The organism is Streptomyces sp. NPDC046759 (assembly GCF_040645475.1).
Taxonomy (GTDB): Bacteria; Actinomycetota; Actinomycetes; order Streptomycetales; family Streptomycetaceae; genus Streptomyces.
In genome coordinates this window covers 1-18,263 of record NZ_JBEYYJ010000003.1, presented here as the reverse complement: position 1 = coordinate 18,263, position 18,263 = coordinate 1, and the positions used below count along the sequence as shown (strand labels likewise).

Genomic DNA, 18,263 nt, shown 5'->3' with positions numbered 1-18,263 from the left:
AAGTCGCCTCATCGGCTTCGCCGTCAGGTCGCCGCAAATTTTCTCATCGCATGACTCCGAAAAACGCAGGGCAATTCAAGCGGCGTATTCACGACGGCGGACCCAATTTGTCGCCCGCTTGCGAACAGGCCTGGCGGGTTGGGAAGTTCACCTGGGTGGGTGCCTTTTCCAGGGGTGGCACACGTGTCTCCGCAAAGAGCACGGCAATGCCGCTGAGCTGCTGTTTTCGATATCTCGCCCGGGATGCTGCCGGATTGACGGTGACTTGGCCGCAAAGAATTCCGCGTTATTTGATGTAGCGTCAGGCTCAGCACTAGGGCGAAACGGGCCCTGATGTTTGAAAGGAGATCAGGTGAAGATCCTTGCTAAGGCAGCAGCGGGCACGCTTTTGGCGGCCGCCGCTGTCATGGCGCCTCTCTCGATGGAGGCAGCCGCTGTCCCGGCGGCTGCCTCTGTGACGGCAGTGGCGCCCTCGTTCCACCCGGGCGACCACCACGCCTACTGGTACCGCCACGCCGGTGACTGGCGGCGGTACTGCGACGACGACCGCTACGACCGCTGGCGTCACCGCAGCCACTGCCACGACGACGACTACTACAGCTGGGACCACTGCAGGTACGGCCACCACCACCGTGTCTCCTACTGGGACCGCGACTGACGTCGCCAGCCCGGACGATGTCCGCGCCGCCCGCTGTCAGGAACCCTGGCCGCGGGCGGCCGGCGTTGTGACAGGGGAGGAACACGCCCGCGCCGGCATGTCGGAGCGGACGCCACTGGCACGATTTGCCCGGACTACCTGCGCACCCTGTATGCCCACGGTGCGGTGCCGACTCCGGACATCCTGCGCAATCGGGTCCTGGGGCACAGGGGGCGAGGTATGGCTGGCGATCTGCTGCTGTTCCGCCAGGCCGCCGTGAAGACGCTCCGGCCGGAACTGGCGGCAGATCCGCTCAAGATCCGGATGCCACTGCAAGTGAAATGCGGAGGTGAGAGGGTGAGTTCGGGGCATCGGCTCGTGCGGTCCGCCACCGACCGGGCGAAGCGACTTGGCCCCGGCCCCCGACTGCATTCCAGGACTTCCTGGACCGCCATGAAGTCCCTCGGCCGAGAACCTGGCGAGCCGTCAGCGAATGAGCTCGACGACTGCAAGATCCCGACGGCGTCGAGCTCAGGCCGGGAAGCCGTAGCCGTAGCCCTCAGAGTCCAGCTCGTTGAGGAGGCAAGCGAGCGCCTGCACCGTCTGCGAACGGTCACCGCCGCCGTCGTGCATCAAGATGATCGCGCCGGGTCCCAAGTCCTGGTTGATGTTGCGCAGGATGCCGTCCACGCCCGGGCGCCGCCAGTCGTTGGCGTCGTCGCTCCAGCCGAGCGACTGCAGGCGGTTGGCGCCGGCTATCCCGCGGATCGTCGGGCTCCAGTCGCCCCCGGGTGCCCGGTAGTACATCAGCTTCACGGAGTTTCCCGCGGCGTCGGTTATCTCGCGCTTGGCGTCGATGATCTCGTGGATGTTGTAATAGACCGACTTGCGGTGCTGCTGCTCGTCATGATGGACCGAGTGGTCGCACAGCCGGTCCCCGTCCGCGACGATCGCCTTGGTCAGGTATGGGTAGCGCTGGGCGAGCGGCCCGATCTCGCAAAAGGTGGCCTTCGCGTGGTGCTGAGCGAGGAGTGCGAGTACCTGCGGGGTCCATCGCGGGTCTGGGCCGTCGTCGAAGGTGAGCGCTACGGATTTGCCGCTGCCCTCTACTCCGTGGCTGACCAGCGCGTCGGAGCCCGTCAGGGTGCTCGGCAGTTGCCCGAAGGTGTTCGCCGAGCCCGATGGCGAAGCGGGCCTGGACGGCACCGTGGCGGAGGCTCCATTGCGGCCGGACTGCGTTCCCCCTGAGGCGCGGCCGGATGCCGACGCGGAGGGGGAGGCGTAAGAGGGTGACGGCGCCTGGGACGACAAGGGCGGCCTGGAAGGGGACAGCGTCGTCGAGGGAGTCACGCTGCTGGGCGAGCTCTGGGGTGTGTGCCCGCCTGCGTGGTGCCCGCACGCCGTGATCACGGCTCCTGCGATCGCCGCCGTGAGGGCGGTTGCCGTCGCCACTTTGATTCTGGCCAACGCCACAGATCTACCTCCGTCGGCACCACTCGGTGCTCAAATCGGTGCTGGTAATGGTCACGTCGAGGCAGGGCTGAGCGCAGGCGCGCTGCCGGTCGACGGCACGGCGGCATCCATGGTCGGGATCCGCCGGTGATCTACTTCCCTGTGCGCCGGCGCCCAGGGTCACCGGTCGCTCCAAGTGCTCCGGGGTCGGTCTGGCGCGGGCTTCGTCGCCCGGCCCCCGCTGTCGATGGAGATGGCCGGTACAGCCGGTTGAGGCCTGATGTCCGACCACGCTAAGGGAGGCCTGTCGCTTTGCTTAATAATTCCGGCCTGTGATGAATGTCGCGTTGTTCCTGAGATGTAAGGGTCGGAGCCTGAAACAGAGCCGTCGGCATCGCATCAGAGCAGGAGAAGTCCGGGCCCGTAACACTGTGTGATGGCCTGATCAGGGCTGCGCTGACTGGACGTGTAGCGATCTGGTCCTACGCCGGCAGGACGACTGCTCGGGATGCACCGACGAAACCTGGTCGCTGCGGCACACAGCCGACAGGCGGGGCACCAGGCCGCAGCCCCGTCGCCCAGGACGGCTGCTCTTACCGGCCTCTCACCAGCAGGTTCACCGGGACCGCCCAGGACCACCGCAGGGTGACGCCGCTACACCGCCACCTCGTGCGTGACCCGGATCTTCGACTGGCCGTGCGGGCGCCGTTCCCAGTCGTCCATGAAGCGGGCGCTCAGACCATGCCGTCCGGCCAGCGAGAGGAGGGTCTCGGTACGGTAGTAGAAGTCCTCGCGGAGCACCTGGTGCTCGGTGCCCTCCGTGCGGTCGAAGGTGAAGTCGAAGAAGCCGTCGGGGGCCAGCACCCGCCCGACGTTGGCCAGGCATTCGTCGATCACCTCGAGCGGCGAGTGCGAGAACACGCTGTGGGCGTGCACCACGGTGAACCAGCCCGGGGGCAGGAAGTCGAGCGTCAGGCTCTCGACGAGGGCCAAGTGGGGGAGGCGGCCCTGCAGGCCCCGGCGGACGATGGTGCGCTGTGCCTCGAGGAGGATGTCCGGCGATATGTCGATGCCGTAGTAATGGCCCGGGGCTAGGTGGTCGATGAACCGCCACCCGGCGCGGAGGTTCCCGCAGCCGATCTCCAGCATGCGGTCCTGGGGATTCAGGCCGTGTTCCACCAGGTAGTCGAACTGCATCTGCCCGAGTGCCAGCCAGCCGGCCTCCGAGCCGCTGCCGACGGCACGCTCGGGGCTGCGCGCGGTGTCGGAGGCCATGACGGCGCGGTAGTACGCGACGTGGTCACGGTGCCGCAGGCCCAGCCAGGTGTCCCGCGCCGCCCGGCGCAGATAGGGAGGGATCCGCCCAGGGTGCCGTACTGCATAGCGCAGCTTGTGCCGTACGGACGACCGGTTCCTCGACAGCTCGGACTTTCGCATGGCTGACTCCGTGATCCACGACAGCCCCCGCCCGGCAGCGTAGCCCGGAGCGCGCGGTACGGCCTCCCCGCAGCGCGGTGTGACCGGGCGGAGAGGGGGTGTCCGCCGGAGCGGTCCCCGACCGGTCCGTCGTACGTCGGTGCTGTGCCGTCAGTCCTCGTCGTGGTCGCCGGAGCCGTTGCCGTTGCCGTTGCCGTGGTCGTTCCTGGCTGGCGGCTCGGCCGAGGCGGCGCTGTGGCCGGATCCCTGAGTCGGCCGCAGCGCCTTGCCTTGCCGGAACCGCTCTGTAGGGGGGCAGCGACCGTGGCCGTCGTGGCGTAAGTGCACGAGGGGAAGACCCCGAACGCGGACGAACTCTACGACGAGGCCCTGGACTGCCCGAGCCCAGCTGCGCCGGCCGAGCGCATCCCGTCGGTCCAGGACTTTCCGGAGCCAGACCCTGCCGACGGCGCCGCCTCACCGGCCGAAGGCCCGCGGTCACGCCTTCAGGCCCAGCCGGAAAGCCCGGCTGCCCGGCTCTGGCCGTGATGCGCGCACCCCGGGCCCTGCGGGCCGCCGTCGCCCGTCACACCGCCCGGTGAGGATCACTTGCCTTGTCCTGTCCCGTCGGACGGAACCGGTGATCGTCGGGTCCCCTCTAGCCAAGTAGCCGGCATGCGTGGTCATTGCGGACGCTACAGCCGGTAGCGCCCGGTTCACTCTCGTTCAGCGGTCCAGAAAGGTGGTCGTGTGTCTCTCACCGGAACGCCGTTCTTCGTCGCCCTCATCGTCGCGACGGTCGTGGCGATGGTTGGCACGATCGCCCTGTGGGCCAGGATCCGCGGGCCCAGGCCGGTGCGTTGGCTGACGCACGCCGTGATGATCGGCCTGTGCCAGCTCACCGCGATCAGCGTCGTGGCCACCTGGATCAACAACAGCTACGGGCTGTATGCGTCCTGGGACGACCTCACGGGCAATACGGACAACACCAACGCGGTCGCGATGCCAGGGCCGCCGGTGCAACGCGCGAAGTTCAACCACAGCACCAAGGGCGGTGTCCTGGACACGTACTTCCACGGGCAGAAGTCCGCCCTGTCCGGGCAAGTGCTGGTGTGGAAGCCGCCGCAGTACGACGAGCCGGCCTACAAGAACAAGCGGTTCCCGGTCATCATGCTGCTGCACGGCGTGCCCGGATCCCCGGAGTCCTGGCTGGAGCGCGGTGGCATGCCGGGCGCCTTCTCGGACCTGCTGAAGCAGGACAAGGTGCACCCCTTCATCCTGGTCATGCCCGTGGTCAACCCGGGCAGTGTGGACACCGACTGCACCGACCTGCCCAACCGCAAGGTCGCGACCTGGATGTCGGTGGATGTCCCGGACCTGATCAGGCACAAGTTCCGCACCCTGCGGGGTGCCGGTGGCTGGGGCGTGATGGGTTTCTCGACCGGCGGCTTCTGCGCCGCGAAACTGCCCCTGCAGTACCCGAAGGTCTTCGGTGCGGGCGCCGCTCTCGACCCCGACCCGCTGACCGGCGACGAGTCCGTCCTCCCGGACCCGACCGTGCGCGGGCTCAACAGCCCGACCTACCTGGCGCGGCACACGAAGTCCCACGTCAGTCTGTTCCTCGCCACCTCACGCGAGGACCGTCTCAGCCCGCCCTCCTACATCACACAGTTCCAGGCGGCCGCGGCGTCCTCGCCGGTCACGGTGCGCACGCTGTTCCTGCCGAACGGCGGCCACAACTACAACACCTGGTCCGCGGAGTACCCGCCGGCGTTCGCTTGGCTCAGCCAGTGGCTCTCCGCCCCGCACTGACCCCGGCTGCGGGGCTGGCTCAGCGGGTGGTCGGGTTTTTGCCGAGCAGGTCGTGATCGCGTGGCGGTAGGCGGTAGGCGGTAGGCGGTAGGCGGTAGGCGGCAACAAGGTGAGTGAGGTTGACTGAGGCCGCACACGACAGCCGGCTCGGTGTTGCGCGTCAGCGGTGGTCGACGTCAGGTGGCTCCGGAGGACGGCCAGACGCGCCGTTCGCGTCACCGGCCGGGCGGAATCAAGGTGCCCGAGGTCCCCGTCTCCTTCTGGATCGTCAAGGTGCTGTGCACGACGGTCGGAGACCGCGGCGGACCTGCTGAACGGGCGTCGGGCGTGCACCAGGAGTCGGGACGCGGCAGACGACACTGCCGACCGTTCACCTTATGTGACGAGTTGCCGGTTAGTCGCTGCAGGGCGGGGCAAAGGGCTCTGTGAAAGGCGGTGATTTCGTGGACGAGAGGATTCGCAAGTACTTCATCCGTGCCTCGCTCGTGGGGTTGCTGACCGGAGCGGTGCTGGGCTTCGCCTCGGGAGGTGGTCTCGGTGCTTTGGTGGGCGCGGCAATCGGCTTTGCCCTGGCCGCCGGCAGCGTCCTGTACTGGGGTGAACATGGTGGTGTGCGCCGCCGTCAGCCAGCAGGTGAGGTGCCACCAGGTCGTTCGGACGGCCAGCACCTCAGGAGGGCTCGCCGGGTACCCCACCAGAGGGCGGGCACGTCGACTGGCTGGCCGTACCTGAACCACTGACCTCGCGAGCGACTCGACCGCTTCCACTCCAGGCCTGCTGTCCTCAGTTGGTGGACGAGGCCGAACTGAGCGTGTGGAAGCGGAACATGAGGGTGGCGGTCGTGCTCGAATTCGCGGTCAGCGCCATGCGCTGCGACGACGTGCAGTCGGCGGTGACCCGTCTGGAGATCGTGCACGCCGCCACCTGCGCGCCACCTCGTCTGCCGCGACCCAGCCGGCGCGGTGCCCGGCACCGAGAAATCGGCCGGTCGGACCGCGATGTTCCCCGGGCCGTTGATCAGGCACTCCCCTCGGCCAAGTCGAGGGCGCGTTGTGCGAGCCACTGGTCGTGGACGGCGCTCGGGGAACGCAGCAGGGAGCGTTGGAGCAGTGCTTCGCTCCGTGCCAGGCGTTTGCGTACCGCGGATGCCGAGACGGACAGCGCGGCGGCCGTCGGGCCGATACGTGCATCGAGGCGAAGCCAGGTGGTGAGCGTTTGCGCGATGGAGATCGGGACGCCCGGTGTCCGCAGGGGACGGAACTGTCGTTGTGCCCAGGCCACGACATGGGGTGGCGCGAGGAGTTCGTCCAAGGAGGGCGCCGTCCCCCCGGCGTCTGACGTGCGATGCTCCGGGCGGGGCGGGATGCCTGAGGTGATGGTGCGTAGTGCGAGTGCCAGTGCGGCCTGGTCGGCGAGCCGGTTCAGGTCAAGGCCCAGCAGCTGCTGTATGAGGGAGAGACGTGCGGTCAGGGTGTTGCGGTGGATCTTCAGATGGGCCGTCGCGTGGGAGGAGAAACTGAGCCATGACGCGGCGGTGGCGAGCAGTTCCCTGCTGTCCGGGTCCTGCGAACGACGTGCGCAGTGGCCGCGCAGCGGCGCGAGGAAGACCGCGGCCCAGGCTTCCGCGGCCGGCCCGATGGTGAGTGTCAGGTTGGGGTGGGCCGCGAACGAGGCGCGTCCTTCGGCGCGGTGGCGTGCTGCGGCCAGGGCGTGGAAGGCCTGGGCGTAGCTGATGGCGGTGTCGCGTAAGGGCACCGGGTCACTCACTCCGATGCAGCAGGTCTTCGCCACGGAGCGAGGCAGGACCGGCTCGGCAGGCATGCCGGCGTGGGTCTCGCGGTCGGCCGGCGCGAGCACCACCAGGTGGTTGGTGTATACGGGTCACTGCACGATCCACGCGCGGTCGACCGCCTTGGCCCACGTTTCCGCGACCGCCCTGCGTATCGTGTGCGGTCCCTCGATGACGTGCATCCGCACCACGTCGGGCAGCGCGGGCCGCAGTGCCCCCGCGACCTGGCGTGCGGTGGTCACCTGACCGTTCATCAGCAGGTGCAAGACGGCTTCCCGGATTCGCGCATCGGCGTCCCGGAGCCGGCGCTGCTGCTGCCGGGTGCACTCCAGCTGCCAGCACAGGCTCAGGCCGGATGCGGCATCCGCGAGCAGGACCGGCAGACCCGGTGGCATCGGCCGTGGCACCACGGCCGCGAGAAAAGGCGCGTGGACGCCTGGTGGGCCGTCGAGGGGAAGGACGACGCCCGTGAGGTCTTGCTCGTCGATGGTCACGGACCTGAGCCCTCGCGCGGTGGCCTCCCGGATCCCGTGCAGTACGAGATCGCGCTCGGCGCTGCCGAGGGGCAGCGGGGGCGGGGAGACGGCGGCGCCCGAGCGGTTCACCAGGAGGACGGCGGCCCCGGTTCGGCCGGCCAGCCAGCGGAGCAGCAGCGCGGTCCCGCCCTTTCGGGCTGCGCGCTGCATGTCCAGCACGTCGTCGGCCCGCCGAGCGTGTCCAGTTGCCGCCGTGTCCGTACGCGGATCATGACCGTGCATCTCACTTCCCCGAGAGACAGCCGAATCCGTTCGGCTGGAGGGTATCCGGGGCTCTGCCAGGCGGACAAAGGGGCTCGCTGTGCGGTCTGGCACCGGAGGGACCGCCTCACTGTGCAACGGCGTCCTTCGCACCCCATTCGTTCGCCCGTAGGTTCTGCCGTGCCCACCCGATGCCGGGCCGGGCACTGGGGGCGATCCGGCCGGAGGTACCGGGCGTAGCACCGCATGCGTGCCCAGGCGAACGACCATTCGCCGTACTCCCATCACGGGATCTTGTCCGATACAGGGGGAAACCATGAAGAAGACCGCCAAGCTCAGTGCCGTGGCGGCGATGGCAGCGCTGGTCATCGTCGACGTGGGCATGGGGACGGCCCACGCGAGCCCGGGTAACTGGCAGCTTCACACACCGTTCGCGGGCAACATGTGCCTGGACGCCGCGTATGCGCCCGGCGACCCGCACCAGGATCCGTGGAAGGACGGTGACAAGGTGCAGATGTGGGTCTGCAACAACCAGGCGCAGCAGGGGTGGATCTTCCACCCTGTCAGTACGCCCAGTGGCGTACCCGCGTTCACCATCACCAATCAGCGCAGCGGTCTGTGCCTGGACATGGACATCAGTGGTGGCACGTACCACAACATCCCCAACGACTACAAGGGGCACCTGGTCCAGCTGTGGCACTGCATCACCAACAACGGGCAGCCTGAGGCGAACCAGGTCTGGTACCAGCTCTCCGGTGACTACGACGGGTGGTCGCGACTGCAGAGCGGCTCCGACTCCGGCGGCACCTACGACTTCATGGACGCCAAGAACTACGGCGGCACCGACCCGTCGCAGAACGGGGATCCCGTGCTGGTCTGGGACTACTACTCCCCGACCCTCCCGGACGGACGACACGGGGACGCGCCCCAGAACTGGAACTGGACCTGACCACGTCCACCCGCGGATCAGTGCGCTGACCACGATCGGGGCGACTCCATGAACCCGTTGAGCAGTCCTCATGTACATGTCGCAGGAACACTTCGCGACACGACACGGAACCGCGCGGCCGCGGACAGTGGTTGTGCCGACTGTCCGCGGCCGGGCTGTGCAGCGAGGAAGGTCCGGTCATCGGCTGGCGACACGCCCGCGCTTCGTCGAGGACACCGTCCTGCGCGACCTGCGCGGCGGTACCGTCCTGCTGGACGACTCCGACCGCACCTCCGCCACCGGCTCCTGGCGCACCACCCTGCGGGCACTGCCCCGCATCCTCGACGCCTGCCAGGCACGGGGCCGGCAGGCCGGTCCCCTGCGCGAGCGCGGGCACCGAGCGCAGGGAAGCAAGGCAGAGCCACCTGTTGGTCAGCAGGGCAGACGAAGGGTGACGGCCGCTCCGTTCGCCGCGTTGCCGGCTCGGGCGGTGCCGCTGTGGGCGGTGGCCACCGCGTGCGCGAAGGCGAGTCCCAGGCCGGATCCGTCGCTGGTGCGGCTGGCCTCGGCGCGGGCGAAGCGGTCGAACGCCCGCGGCAGGAACTCAGGTGAGAAGCCTGGGCCTTCGTCCGTGACGCACACACTCAGCACGCCTGCGTGGACGGTCGCCGCGACGCGGACGGTGCCGTGCCCGTGCCGCAGGGCGTTGTCGATGAGGTTGCTGACGGCCGGCCGCAGCCACCGGGCGTCGATGTCGACGGTCACGTCGGCGGCATCGACGACCAGTTCACGCCCGGCCCGTTCTGCGGTACGTCGATGAGGGGTGACGGCGGCGTCGACGAGGTCGGCGAGGGACGCGGGTGCGCGGGCGATGTGGCCGGTGCTGCCGAGTTCCTCCAGACCCAGCAGGGCGTTGGAGAGGTCGATCAGGCGCTGGACCTCGGCGTCCACGGAGCGCAGGGTCTCGGTGAGTTCCCCGGCGGAGCGGGGGCGGTGCAGGGCGACGTCGAGTTCGGCGCGCATCAGGGTGAGCGGGGTGCGCAGTTCGTGGCTGGCGTCCGCGACGAACCGGCGCTCGCGCTCGGCCGATGTCTGAAGGCGGTCGAGCATGTGGTTCAGGGTGTGGCCGAGGCGGGTGATCTCGTCGTCGCGGTCGACGGGCACGTCCAGGCGCAGGTTCTGCGTGCCGTCGGCGAGGGTGGCGGCCCCGCTGCGGTAGCGCTCGACGGGGCGCAGGGCGCCACGGGCGGTGCGGTAACCGACGTAGGAAGCGGCGATCAGGGTCAGGCCCGAGGCGAAGGCCAGCTGAGCGAGGAGTTCGCGCAGCGCTTCGTCGCGGTGGCCGCGCCGGACGGCGGCGACCACGATCCGGGTCCGTCCGCCGGTCGTGACGCGGTGAGCCTGCAGGCGCAGAGTGCCTGGGGTGATGAGCAGCAGGGAACCGATGTCATGCCGGACCGTGGCTCCACGTGCGACAGAGCCCAGTTCGGCCGGAGTGAGCAGCATCTGGTGGCGGATGGCCTCGCTGGAGTCCAGCACTCGGCCGTGCGCGTCGAGGACCTGCTGGAGACTGCCGCTGGGGCCGGGCGGGAGCTGCGCTCCGTGGCGCACGGCGTGGTCGAGGCTGCGCTGGTAGGTGGTCAGGTCATCGTTGAGCTGCTGGTCCAGGGCAGTTCTGACCCGCCAGTAGACGAAGCTTGCCGCACCCGCGAGGACCAGTGACATGGTGAGGGCCACGGCCAGCACCAGACGCGTGACCACGGGCAGCCGCCGAAATCGGGGCAGCAGCCGGCCGTGCAGGCTCACGGAGCCGTCTCCAGCCGGTAGCCGCGCCCCCGCAGCGTCGTGATCGACGTGCGGCCGAAAGCCCGGTCGGCCTTCGCGCGCACCTTGGAGACATGGACGTCGATGGCATTGCTGCGCAGGTCGGCCTCGCCGTCCCACACCTCCTCCAGCAGCTGCAGCCGTGAGACCACGGAGCCGGCGTTCTCCATCAGTACGCGCAGCACGGCGAACTCCCGCCGGGACAGTTCCAGCTCGGTGTCCCCACGCCATACACGCTGCTGTTCGGGGTCGAGGACGAGGTCGCCGACCCGGAGCCGGCCGGCCGGGTCGGGGCGGCGCCGGGATATCGCGCGCAGCCTGGCCAGCAGCTCGTCCATGGCGAACGGCTTGACCACGTAGTCGTCGGCGCCCGCGTCGAGTCCGGCGACGCGCTCGCTGATCGCACCCCGCGCGGTGAGCAGGATCACGGGTACGTCGATGCCCTCGCTGCGCAGCGTCCGGCACAGCTCCACGCCGTTCATGCCGGGCAGCATCACGTCCAGCAGGACGGCGTCCAGCCGGGGGTCACGTGCGGCGGCCAGCCCGGACGGCCCGTCGTAGCGGCCCTCGGCGGTGTGTCCCGACTCGGTCAGGTAGCGGACGACCAGATCGGTCAGGCGGGTTTCGTCGTCGACGACCAGGCAGTGCATGCCGGGCAGGGTAACCGCTGGCCGGGCATGGCCGGCCAGCCGAAGGTCTTCATGGTCTGTTCATGTGACTTCCCTACCGTCCTTCAGGTCGCGGTGCTCCGCGGACCGCGACCGGTCCGCCGTTCCGACGCGCCACGACGGAACGGAAGGGACAGCCATGCACGCACTGGTGCTCGCCGCCAAGGGCATCACCCACCACATCGCGGTCACCGACCTCACGACCCGCGGCGGTCTCGACGTCATCTCGCTGCTGATCCTGGTCGGCTGGCTCTACCGCCGCCGGCCCAGCGTGCCGGCGATGCCGTTGGTCTTGGCCGCACTGAACATCGGCCTGTTCGCCGCGATGAGCACGATCAGCGCCGGCAAGTTCCCGGCCGGGGTCGGGTTCGGTCTGTTCGGCATCCTCTCGCTGGTCCGCCTGCGCAGTGCCGCTTTCACCCTGCGCGACGTCGCCTACACCTTCGTCACACTCGTGATAGCCCTCTGCACGGGGCTGCCGCAGCGCCAGACCTGGCTAGTCGTCGCCCTGGACGCCGTGGTCCTGGTGGCGGTGCTCGTGGTCGACGACCCGAAGTCGTACGAGCCGCCGACCCGGACGGTGAAGCTCACCCTCGACCGGATCTACCCGGATCCCGCTCTGATCGCCGAGGACGTGGCCTTCCGGTTCGGGCAGGCGCCGCTGTCCGTGGTCGTGGACGAGGTCGACTACGTCCGCGAGACCACCCGGGTCTCCGCCCGCTACCCCGCCCAGCCGCAGGAACCCGCCATCAGCACGGACATCGAGCCGCGTGAGCCGGTGACGGTGTCATGACCGCCGGCCCCTCGCTCGCGGCCGGGCTGGGCCTGCAGGAACTGCGCGGTGCGACACTCGCCGAGGTGGACGCGGCCGCAGCGCTCCAGCACCGGGTGGACCGCAAGTACCTGGTTCCGCTCGACCGGGCTCGCCGCCTCGTCGCCCAGCTGGCCGACAGCCACCATGTCCTCGATCTCGGCGGGCGCCGTACGACGAGCTACCTCAGCGCCTACTTCGACACCGAGCAGCTCGGCGCCTGGCGCGCCCACACCCAGAAGCGCCGCCGCCGCTGGAAGGTCCGCACCCGCCTGTACGCCGAGGACGGGCTGTGCCGGGTCGAGGTCAAGACCAAGGACGGCCGCGGTGCCACGGTCAAGCACGCCCTGAAGGTCCCGGCCGCCGAGTACGGCGAACTCACCGAGCACGCGGCCCGGTTCGTCGACGAGGTGCTGGAACGGGCCGGTGTCCCCGTCATGGCCAAGGAATTGACCGCCGCCGCCGAGGTTCGCTACGTCCGCGCCGCCCTCGCCGACCTCGACGGTGGCAGCCGCGTCACTCTCGACGGCGCCCTCAGCTGCCACCGCGACGACCGCACCGTCGCGCTCGACCCCGGACAGGTCCTGATCGAGACCAAGGGCCGGGCCCAGCCCGCCTCCGCCGACCGCCTGCTGCTCGGCATGGGCGTCCGGCCGGTCTCGCTCAGCAAGTACATCGTCGGCCAGTCCCTGCTCACCCCGGGCCTGCCCGACAACGACGTACGCCGCCTCGCCCGCGCCCACTTCACCACCGCGGTGAACCCCGTACCGCTCCCCGCCGAAAGGAACCCCGCCGCATGAACGTCCTGCGCGGTATCAAATGGCCGTACGCCCTGATCGCGGTGCTCGCCGTCGCGGCCATCGCCGTCGGCGCGCTACGACCGCAGCTGGTCACGTCGGTCGCCTCCACGAAGAAGAAACCCAGCGCGACGGCCAAGATCAAACAGGATCCGCCGCCCACCCTCTTCACCGACGCCCAGATCGCCGCCATCGGCAAGAAGGCGGACGACCAGCACAAGAAGGCCGACGCCCTCTTCGCCCAGTGGAAGAAGGCACACGGCACCACCCGTGACGACAAGGCGTTCGCCGCCTGGGCCGCCCAGCAGGTCCCCGCCCCGCCCGCGGCCGCGCAGCGCACCGCCGAACTCCACCAGGTCCAGCAGCTCGCCAAGACCCGCACGACGGCGGGGAAGAAGGCCGCCACCTGGCTGGAGCTGCATGGCAAGAAGGACATCTGGAAGCTGTACCTCCACGACCAGCGCGACCTGGTCCCCGCCGCGCAGGGCTCGGCCGAGAAGGCGGAGCTCAAGGCAGCGCTGAAGATGGCCAAGACCATCAGCGACCAGGTGGCCGCCAAGGACAAGCAGCCCGCCCCCTACGTCCTGGACACCACCCTGCGCCCGGACAAGCACATCAAGCCCGGCGCCAAGGGCCCGTACTCCTACCCGTCCAGCCACGCCGCCCGGGCCGCCGCTGCCGTCATCTACCTCACCGCCCTCTCCCCGCACCGGGCCCCGGACTACCAGTGGATGCAGGACGAGGTCCTCTACTCCCGCCTCTACATGGCCGGCCACGTCCCCAGCGACATCACCGCCGGCGCCCTCCTGGGCGACCTGATCGGCGACTACGAACTGGCCGTCAGCGGTCGCTGACATCCGCAGTCGTACTCGGCGCCGTCCGCTGTGCGGGGTCGCTGCGCGAGCCGTCGCGGTGGTTCGGTGGGTGACGCCCCTGGGGGGAGTGGGCGCCCGGTCAGCCGATGGTGAAGTAGGCGAGGCTGCCGAGCCCGGCCAGGGTGCAGTAGACGGCGAACGGGATGAGGGTGCGGTTCTCGAAGTAGCGGACCAGGTAGCGGGTCGCGAGGTAGGCCGCGACGAAGGCGGCGACGCTTCCCGCCAGCAGGGGTCCGCGCAGACCGTTGCCCTCGGAACCGAGGAGTGGGGGCAGCTTGAGCAGCGCGGCTCCGCCGATCACGGGGGTGGCGAGCAGGAACGCGAAGCGGGCGGAGTCCTCATGGTCGAGGCCCTTGAAGATGCCCGCGCTGATGGTGGAGCCGGAGCGGCTGATGCCGGGCAGCAGGGCGAGGATCTGGGCCGCGCCGATCGTCACGGCCTGGCGGATGGTCATCCGCGTGATCCGCAGGTCGGACTGTGCGTCCGCCGGCAGATGCTCCTCGTCGGGGGTGACGGCGGCCCCGGCCCGCCTGTGGCCCGTCCCGCCGCGCCGCAGCTGTTCGGTGACGAAGAGGACGACGCCGTTGAGGGCCAGGAAGATCGCGGTGGGGACGGGTCGTCCGAGCGTCGTACGGAAGACCTTGTCGAGCGCGATGCCGGCGACGCCCACCGGGATGCAGGCCGTGATGATCAGCCAGGCGAGCTTCTGGTCCACGGTCTGGATGCGGCGCTGGGTGATCGAGGTTGCGAGGCCCCGGATCACGCGGATCCAGTCCCGCCAGAAGTAGACGACGAGCGCGAGTGCGGTGGCCAGGTGGAGGCCGACCAGCTCGTTGAGGTAGAGGGATCCGTCGGCGGAGACGTCCAGGTCGTGCTTCCAGTGCCCGCCGAGCAGTGCGGGTATCAGGATGCTGTGCCCCAGGCTGGAGACGGGGAACAGCTCGGTGACGCCTTGCAGCAGACCGACGCCCACGGCTTCGGGATAGGTCAGGACGGACATGGAGGGCCTTCGACTCGGAATGCGGGAAAGTCAGGCTTCGGGCGACGCTCGCGGCGGCTCCGACCCATCCGGAAGCTACTACATCTTGTAAAACTTGATGGCGGGGGTGAAGGGTGTTCATCTCGGCGTTCTGCAAGGTTCACCTTCCCTCGCTGGGTGTCGCGTCGGCGGCGGAGGCCGGTGAGGACGAGCTCCCTGCTGTCGAAGGGGTGCTCAGCCCGCCGCACGGCGGCGGCGCAGCACCCTGCGGGCCACGAGGGCGAGGATCAGCACGCCCAGGGCGATGAGCGCATAGGTCGAATAGCGGTTGACCTCGGTGTAGATGGTGGTGATGTGGTTGCCGGCGGCGTAGCCGACGCCCGCCCACAACCCGACCCACAGCACCGCCCCGAGCGTGTTGAAGGCGACGAAGCGCGGCCAGGGCATCTCGGTGGTGCCGGCGATGATGCCGTTGAGCTGCCGAAGCCCCTCGAAGAAGCGCGCGACCGTGACGACTTTCCCGCCGTGGCGGGCGAAGAACTCCTCGGCCTTCTCGTACCGTTCGGGCGGGAGGAAGACGTACTTGCCGTAGCGCTGCACCAGCGCGTGTCCTCCGGTGCGGCCGATGAGGTAGCCGACGTTGTCGCCGAGGACGGCGGCGACGACGCCGATGGCGATGACGGTGGCGATGTTGAGCTGCCCGGCCCCCGCGTACACCGCCGCGGCGATCAGGATCGTCTCGCCCGGGGAAGGGACGCCGAAGTCCTCCACGAAGATCAGGCCGCCTACTGCCCAGTAGCCCCAGTGAGTCAGGATCGGCGCGAGGTCACCGAGCACCCCGGGCAGTGGTGGTGTACTCATGTGGATCTCGTTCCTTCGGCGGAACGGCGGGCCCGGAGGCCGATCAGACCGGTGAGTAATGCGTCGGCGAACATGGCGGTGAGCGCGGGGGCGATCACCAGCAGCGGGCCGAGATGCATGTCCTCCGGGGTCAGCTGGTCGACTGCCGTGATCACTACCGAGCTGTGCCCAGCGGTCACATCTCCCACACTGCCACCGTCCGCCACCCCCGACGAGTGGACGCCACCTGGGCGATTCGGGAACCTGACCTCTGACCAGGCCAGAAGGAGTCGTGGTTCTCGCCGGCGTCACTCATGCCGTGATTACGCGCCCGCGCACCCTAGGTGAAGGCGACGCACCGAGCGCCGGGCACTGTCCGCTGGGCGCTCCCTCCATCCAGGTCTCTGGGCGCCGGGACCTTGTGGGGCAAGGCCCTGATCAAGAAGCCGCTCGGAGGTTCGTCACGACCGGGCCCGTCTGTTCTCCCGCAGCATCGGTGGCAGCTCACCGGGCAGCGTCCAGCACTCCGGCCCACCACCCTGACGCGGCCAAACCTCTGGACCACCACCGTGCCACTCAATGAGGTCCGATTCGGCTACATCCAGCTCATCCCCATCCACCAGCCCGGCTTGTCGCAGGAGCAGCGTCAGGTCGTGCAGCGAATACGCCGTGCCCAGAACTTTGTCACCGACGCACACGCGGCGGCCTCCGGAGCCGCATGGGGCTTCCACGCTCGCAGAACGCTCAGCCATGGGCCCAGCGTCTCACTGGGCAGCACCCCGCCGCACGTCCGCGAAGCGACCTCAGACGGACGGGCTGCGCAGGGCTTGAGCCGGGAGGACTGTCGTACCTGATCGACCCACCGCCGCAGGCGGGCGCAGGCCGCGGCGGGCCGTCCCTGATCGCTCCACGGGTCGTCCGCGGAAGGGCGCTGCGGTCGACGGCGAAAGTGGATGCAGTCCAGCATCCCAGCCGCGGGCAGGCCGAGTCATAGAGGGCACAGCGTTCCCATCTCAGCATGGCGACGGCATGATCAGGTCGAATCCGAGATCACTGGACGATTCCTCCGCCAAAGCTTGGTCTCACGGGTGATCCAGTCGTCGAACTCGTCGGCAAGGTTTTTGAGTGAACCCGTGTCGCCCAGGCGTATGAAGTGGCAGTCCAGATGATCGCCCGGGTTGTGCGGATTCAGGGTGCCGCACCGGAGGCCCGTACGGTCGAACTGGCCGGGATCTGCTGAGCATGTTGGCAGCATTCAAAACTGCAGCCTTCTGCTCTTCCTCAACTCTGCTTCTCGACTGTCGTCGTTACCGAACTCGAACTCGTGAGGTCGGCGACCTCGCTGCGGGCAACGAGCAGTTTCCTCGGGTGCGGGCCGACTGGCGCCACCGTGGTCCTGATCAGTCCAGAACCCTCACCACCATCGGCGCGACCAACTGGCCGTGATCGAAAGCCTCGGCGGCTGCGGCCGCCAGTGCGCCCGCAACCTGGGCGTCGTGCGCTGCGCCGATCCATTCGCACGCACAGCGGGCGATGAAGTACGGCTCCAAGTCGTCCTGCCGCCGGCGCGGCGCGTCACGTAGCGCGACCCCACTGAATTCCGATGAACCCGCATGTGCCCAGCCGCCTGGCCCTGAGCACGTGATCGTCTCCGAACCGTGTGGCCCGGATTGGTTGCGCAGCACATCGTCGCTCAGGTGAGCGCGACGACCGTCGAGCCCCGGTCCTGCCTGCTGATGCCGTCCCGGTCGTCGAGCGGCCTCCCGGGGTGGTCGAAGGCTCCTGCCAGCAGCAGGTCGAGGTTGGAAGATAACTGTGCGGGCCGAACGGGTTTGCGGGCTACCCGTCGGTGCCTGGGCGCTCAGCCCAGGCCATGAGGCAAAGGCCAGCGATGACCAGGCACATAGCCGCAGTTCCGTCAGCATAGGAACGCCCATGCGTGGTGATCCCGATCGTGGCTGCCAGACCTACCATGATCACGCCGATACCCCACATGCGCGGAGCTGCGATGGGCCTGCGCCACGGGAAGGGCAGCCGGCCACAAAAGATCGCTACAGCTCCTGACCCGAAGGTCATGAGCCACGCGATCGCTATACAGATCCAGTCGATGACGTCCACCGACAGCCACCCCCACCACTTCCCTGCGGCTCGTTCCCGCAGCGCAGAGAGCCTGTCAGGCCAGTCATCGACGGGAAAGAAGCCGATCAGGTCCTTAGCGCGATCTTTACCCCTGGTGAAAGTCACGGGGTGCCCAGCACCCACCACCTTCCCCAGCTCCCATCCCGTCTGCCGCCGACCCACACGCCGTGGAGCGGGAGTGGTTCAGGGCGTCAAGGTGGAGCGCGCCACTGCACAAGGCCCGGCACGGCACCGCCACGCTCCTCACCGCGGCTGGAGTCGCGCCCCGCGTCGTGACGGAGATCCTCGGTCACCCCCAGATCAACATCATGATGGACATCGACAACCCATGTCGTCCAGGACACCCAGCGCGAAGTCATGAGCCACATGGACCGCCTGCTGCGGAGACGTCCTGGTCGTCAGTGATCAGTGGCGAGCGCCCGCGCCGATGTCAGAAGCAGAGGTCAAAGGCCCCGGGACCATGCGGCGGTTTCTAGGGGTCGTCGCAACACGTGGTCGTGTTGATCAGGCCGCGAGCAGTTTATGCAGGCGCTCGGCTGGGGTTTCCCAGCCGAGCGTT

General features: G+C 68.9%; 16 protein-coding genes and 2 pseudogenes. 8 read left to right on the top strand and 10 right to left on the bottom strand.

Going from position 1 to position 18,263, the window contains the following annotated elements; genetic code table 11:
• Positions 1-352 precede the first annotated feature (352 nt).
• A complete protein-coding gene (locus ABZ919_RS04860) occupies positions 353-658 on the top strand; it encodes a hypothetical protein (protein ID WP_361242895.1) in 306 nt (101 codons plus the stop codon).
• Positions 659-1,168: 510 nt separating this feature from the next.
• Here the strand turns inward: ABZ919_RS04860 and ABZ919_RS04855 are convergent.
• Positions 1,169-1,843, bottom strand: coding sequence for a polysaccharide deacetylase family protein (locus ABZ919_RS04855; RefSeq protein WP_361242893.1), 675 nt, complete (start codon positions 1,841-1,843; stop codon positions 1,169-1,171).
• A 900-nt stretch (positions 1,844-2,743) separates the two neighbouring features.
• On the bottom strand, positions 2,744-3,526 hold the full coding sequence (locus tag ABZ919_RS04850) for a class I SAM-dependent methyltransferase (RefSeq protein ID WP_361242891.1): 783 nt from the start codon (positions 3,524-3,526) through the stop codon (positions 2,744-2,746).
• 729 nt (positions 3,527-4,255) lie between these two features.
• Here ABZ919_RS04850 and ABZ919_RS04845 point away from each other — a divergent pair.
• On the top strand, positions 4,256-5,317 hold the full coding sequence (locus tag ABZ919_RS04845; RefSeq protein WP_361242889.1) for an alpha/beta hydrolase-fold protein: 1,062 nt from the start codon (positions 4,256-4,258) through the stop codon (positions 5,315-5,317).
• A gap of 1,017 nt (positions 5,318-6,334) precedes the next feature.
• Here ABZ919_RS04845 and ABZ919_RS04840 read toward each other — a convergent pair.
• Both ABZ919_RS04840 and ABZ919_RS04835 read right to left on the bottom strand, forming a co-directional pair.
• Positions 6,335-7,177 (bottom strand): helix-turn-helix domain-containing protein, encoded by an 843-nt coding sequence (locus ABZ919_RS04840; protein ID WP_361242887.1) that lies wholly within the window; start codon positions 7,175-7,177, stop codon positions 6,335-6,337.
• A 21-nt stretch (positions 7,178-7,198) separates the two neighbouring features.
• Positions 7,199-7,792 carry a hypothetical protein gene (locus ABZ919_RS04835; protein ID WP_361242885.1) on the bottom strand — a complete coding sequence of 198 codons (594 nt, stop codon included), beginning with the start codon at positions 7,790-7,792 and terminating at the stop codon, positions 7,199-7,201.
• A gap of 367 nt (positions 7,793-8,159) precedes the next feature.
• Here ABZ919_RS04835 and ABZ919_RS04830 point away from each other — a divergent pair, with 367 nt between their 5' ends.
• Both ABZ919_RS04830 and ABZ919_RS04825 read left to right on the top strand, forming a co-directional pair.
• The gene (locus ABZ919_RS04830) at positions 8,160-8,792 is read left to right on the top strand and encodes an RICIN domain-containing protein (RefSeq protein ID WP_361242883.1); all 633 of its coding nucleotides are present in this window, start codon (positions 8,160-8,162) and stop codon (positions 8,790-8,792) included.
• 214 nt (positions 8,793-9,006) lie between these two features.
• Positions 9,007-9,159 (top strand): annotated as a pseudogene (locus ABZ919_RS04825) (polysaccharide deacetylase family protein); the annotation flags it as partial.
• A gap of 44 nt (positions 9,160-9,203) precedes the next feature.
• On the opposite strand, the gene ABZ919_RS04820 reads toward ABZ919_RS04825, so the two are convergent.
• Together ABZ919_RS04820 and ABZ919_RS04815 are read right to left on the bottom strand one after the other, a co-directional pair.
• Positions 9,204-10,577 carry a HAMP domain-containing sensor histidine kinase gene (locus ABZ919_RS04820; protein ID WP_361242881.1) on the bottom strand — a complete coding sequence of 458 codons (1,374 nt, stop codon included), beginning with the start codon at positions 10,575-10,577 and terminating at the stop codon, positions 9,204-9,206.
• A complete protein-coding gene (locus ABZ919_RS04815) occupies positions 10,574-11,245 on the bottom strand; it encodes a response regulator transcription factor (RefSeq protein WP_361242879.1) in 672 nt (223 codons plus the stop codon). Before ABZ919_RS04815 ends, ABZ919_RS04820 begins: the two co-directional genes overlap by 4 nt.
• Positions 11,246-11,402: 157 nt before the next feature.
• On the opposite strand from ABZ919_RS04815, the gene ABZ919_RS04810 reads away from it, so the two are divergent.
• From ABZ919_RS04810 to ABZ919_RS04800, 3 genes are read left to right on the top strand one after another with little or no spacing between them, the layout of a single operon-like run.
• Complete coding sequence (locus ABZ919_RS04810; RefSeq protein WP_361242877.1) at positions 11,403-12,056, top strand: DUF4956 domain-containing protein; 654 nt, start codon at positions 11,403-11,405, stop codon at positions 12,054-12,056.
• On the top strand, positions 12,053-12,874 hold the full coding sequence (locus ABZ919_RS04805; protein WP_361242875.1) for a polyphosphate polymerase domain-containing protein: 822 nt from the start codon (positions 12,053-12,055) through the stop codon (positions 12,872-12,874). The genes ABZ919_RS04810 and ABZ919_RS04805 overlap by 4 nt, the downstream gene beginning before the upstream one ends.
• Complete coding sequence (locus tag ABZ919_RS04800; protein ID WP_361242873.1) at positions 12,871-13,725, top strand: phosphatase PAP2 family protein; 855 nt, start codon at positions 12,871-12,873, stop codon at positions 13,723-13,725. The genes ABZ919_RS04805 and ABZ919_RS04800 overlap by 4 nt, the downstream gene beginning before the upstream one ends.
• Positions 13,726-13,825: 100 nt before the next feature.
• On the opposite strand, the gene ABZ919_RS04795 is transcribed toward ABZ919_RS04800, so the two are convergent.
• The 4 genes from ABZ919_RS04795 to ABZ919_RS04780 form a co-directional block, all read right to left on the bottom strand.
• On the bottom strand, positions 13,826-14,746 hold the full coding sequence (locus ABZ919_RS04795) for an undecaprenyl-diphosphate phosphatase (protein WP_361242871.1): 921 nt from the start codon (positions 14,744-14,746) through the stop codon (positions 13,826-13,828).
• 213 nt (positions 14,747-14,959) lie between these two features.
• Positions 14,960-15,586, bottom strand: coding sequence for a DedA family protein (locus tag ABZ919_RS04790; RefSeq protein ID WP_361242869.1), 627 nt, complete (start codon positions 15,584-15,586; stop codon positions 14,960-14,962).
• Positions 15,583-15,741 (bottom strand): hypothetical protein, encoded by a 159-nt coding sequence (locus ABZ919_RS04785; RefSeq protein ID WP_361242867.1) that lies wholly within the window; start codon positions 15,739-15,741, stop codon positions 15,583-15,585. Before ABZ919_RS04785 ends, ABZ919_RS04790 begins: the two co-directional genes overlap by 4 nt.
• A gap of 1,224 nt (positions 15,742-16,965) precedes the next feature.
• Entirely contained in the window at positions 16,966-17,115 is a 150-nt protein-coding gene (locus ABZ919_RS04780) for a hypothetical protein (RefSeq protein WP_361242865.1), read from the bottom strand.
• Positions 17,116-17,913: 798 nt separating this feature from the next.
• On the opposite strand from ABZ919_RS04780, the pseudogene ABZ919_RS04775 reads away from it, so the two are divergent.
• Positions 17,914-18,109: pseudogene (locus tag ABZ919_RS04775) on the top strand (site-specific integrase); the annotation flags it as partial.
• Between the last annotated feature and the right edge of the window lie 154 nt (positions 18,110-18,263).

Excerpts from the sequence above, each read along its gene's own strand:
- ABZ919_RS04850 (WP_361242891.1), bottom strand. The coding sequence starts at position 3,526 with ATGCGAAAGTCCGAGCTGTCGAGGAACCGGTCGTCCGTACGGCACAAG.
- ABZ919_RS04835 (WP_361242885.1), bottom strand. The coding sequence starts at position 7,792 with ATGCAGCGCGCAGCCCGAAAGGGCGGGACCGCGCTGCTGCTCCGCTGG.
- ABZ919_RS04830 (WP_361242883.1), top strand. The coding sequence starts at position 8,160 with ATGAAGAAGACCGCCAAGCTCAGTGCCGTGGCGGCGATGGCAGCGCTG.
- ABZ919_RS04815 (WP_361242879.1), bottom strand. The coding sequence starts at position 11,245 with ATGCACTGCCTGGTCGTCGACGACGAAACCCGCCTGACCGATCTGGTC.
- ABZ919_RS04810 (WP_361242877.1), top strand. The coding sequence starts at position 11,403 with ATGCACGCACTGGTGCTCGCCGCCAAGGGCATCACCCACCACATCGCG.
- ABZ919_RS04805 (WP_361242875.1), top strand. The coding sequence starts at position 12,053 with ATGACCGCCGGCCCCTCGCTCGCGGCCGGGCTGGGCCTGCAGGAACTG.
- ABZ919_RS04800 (WP_361242873.1), top strand. The coding sequence starts at position 12,871 with ATGAACGTCCTGCGCGGTATCAAATGGCCGTACGCCCTGATCGCGGTG.
- ABZ919_RS04795 (WP_361242871.1), bottom strand. The coding sequence starts at position 14,746 with ATGTCCGTCCTGACCTATCCCGAAGCCGTGGGCGTCGGTCTGCTGCAA.
- ABZ919_RS04790 (WP_361242869.1), bottom strand. The coding sequence starts at position 15,586 with ATGAGTACACCACCACTGCCCGGGGTGCTCGGTGACCTCGCGCCGATC.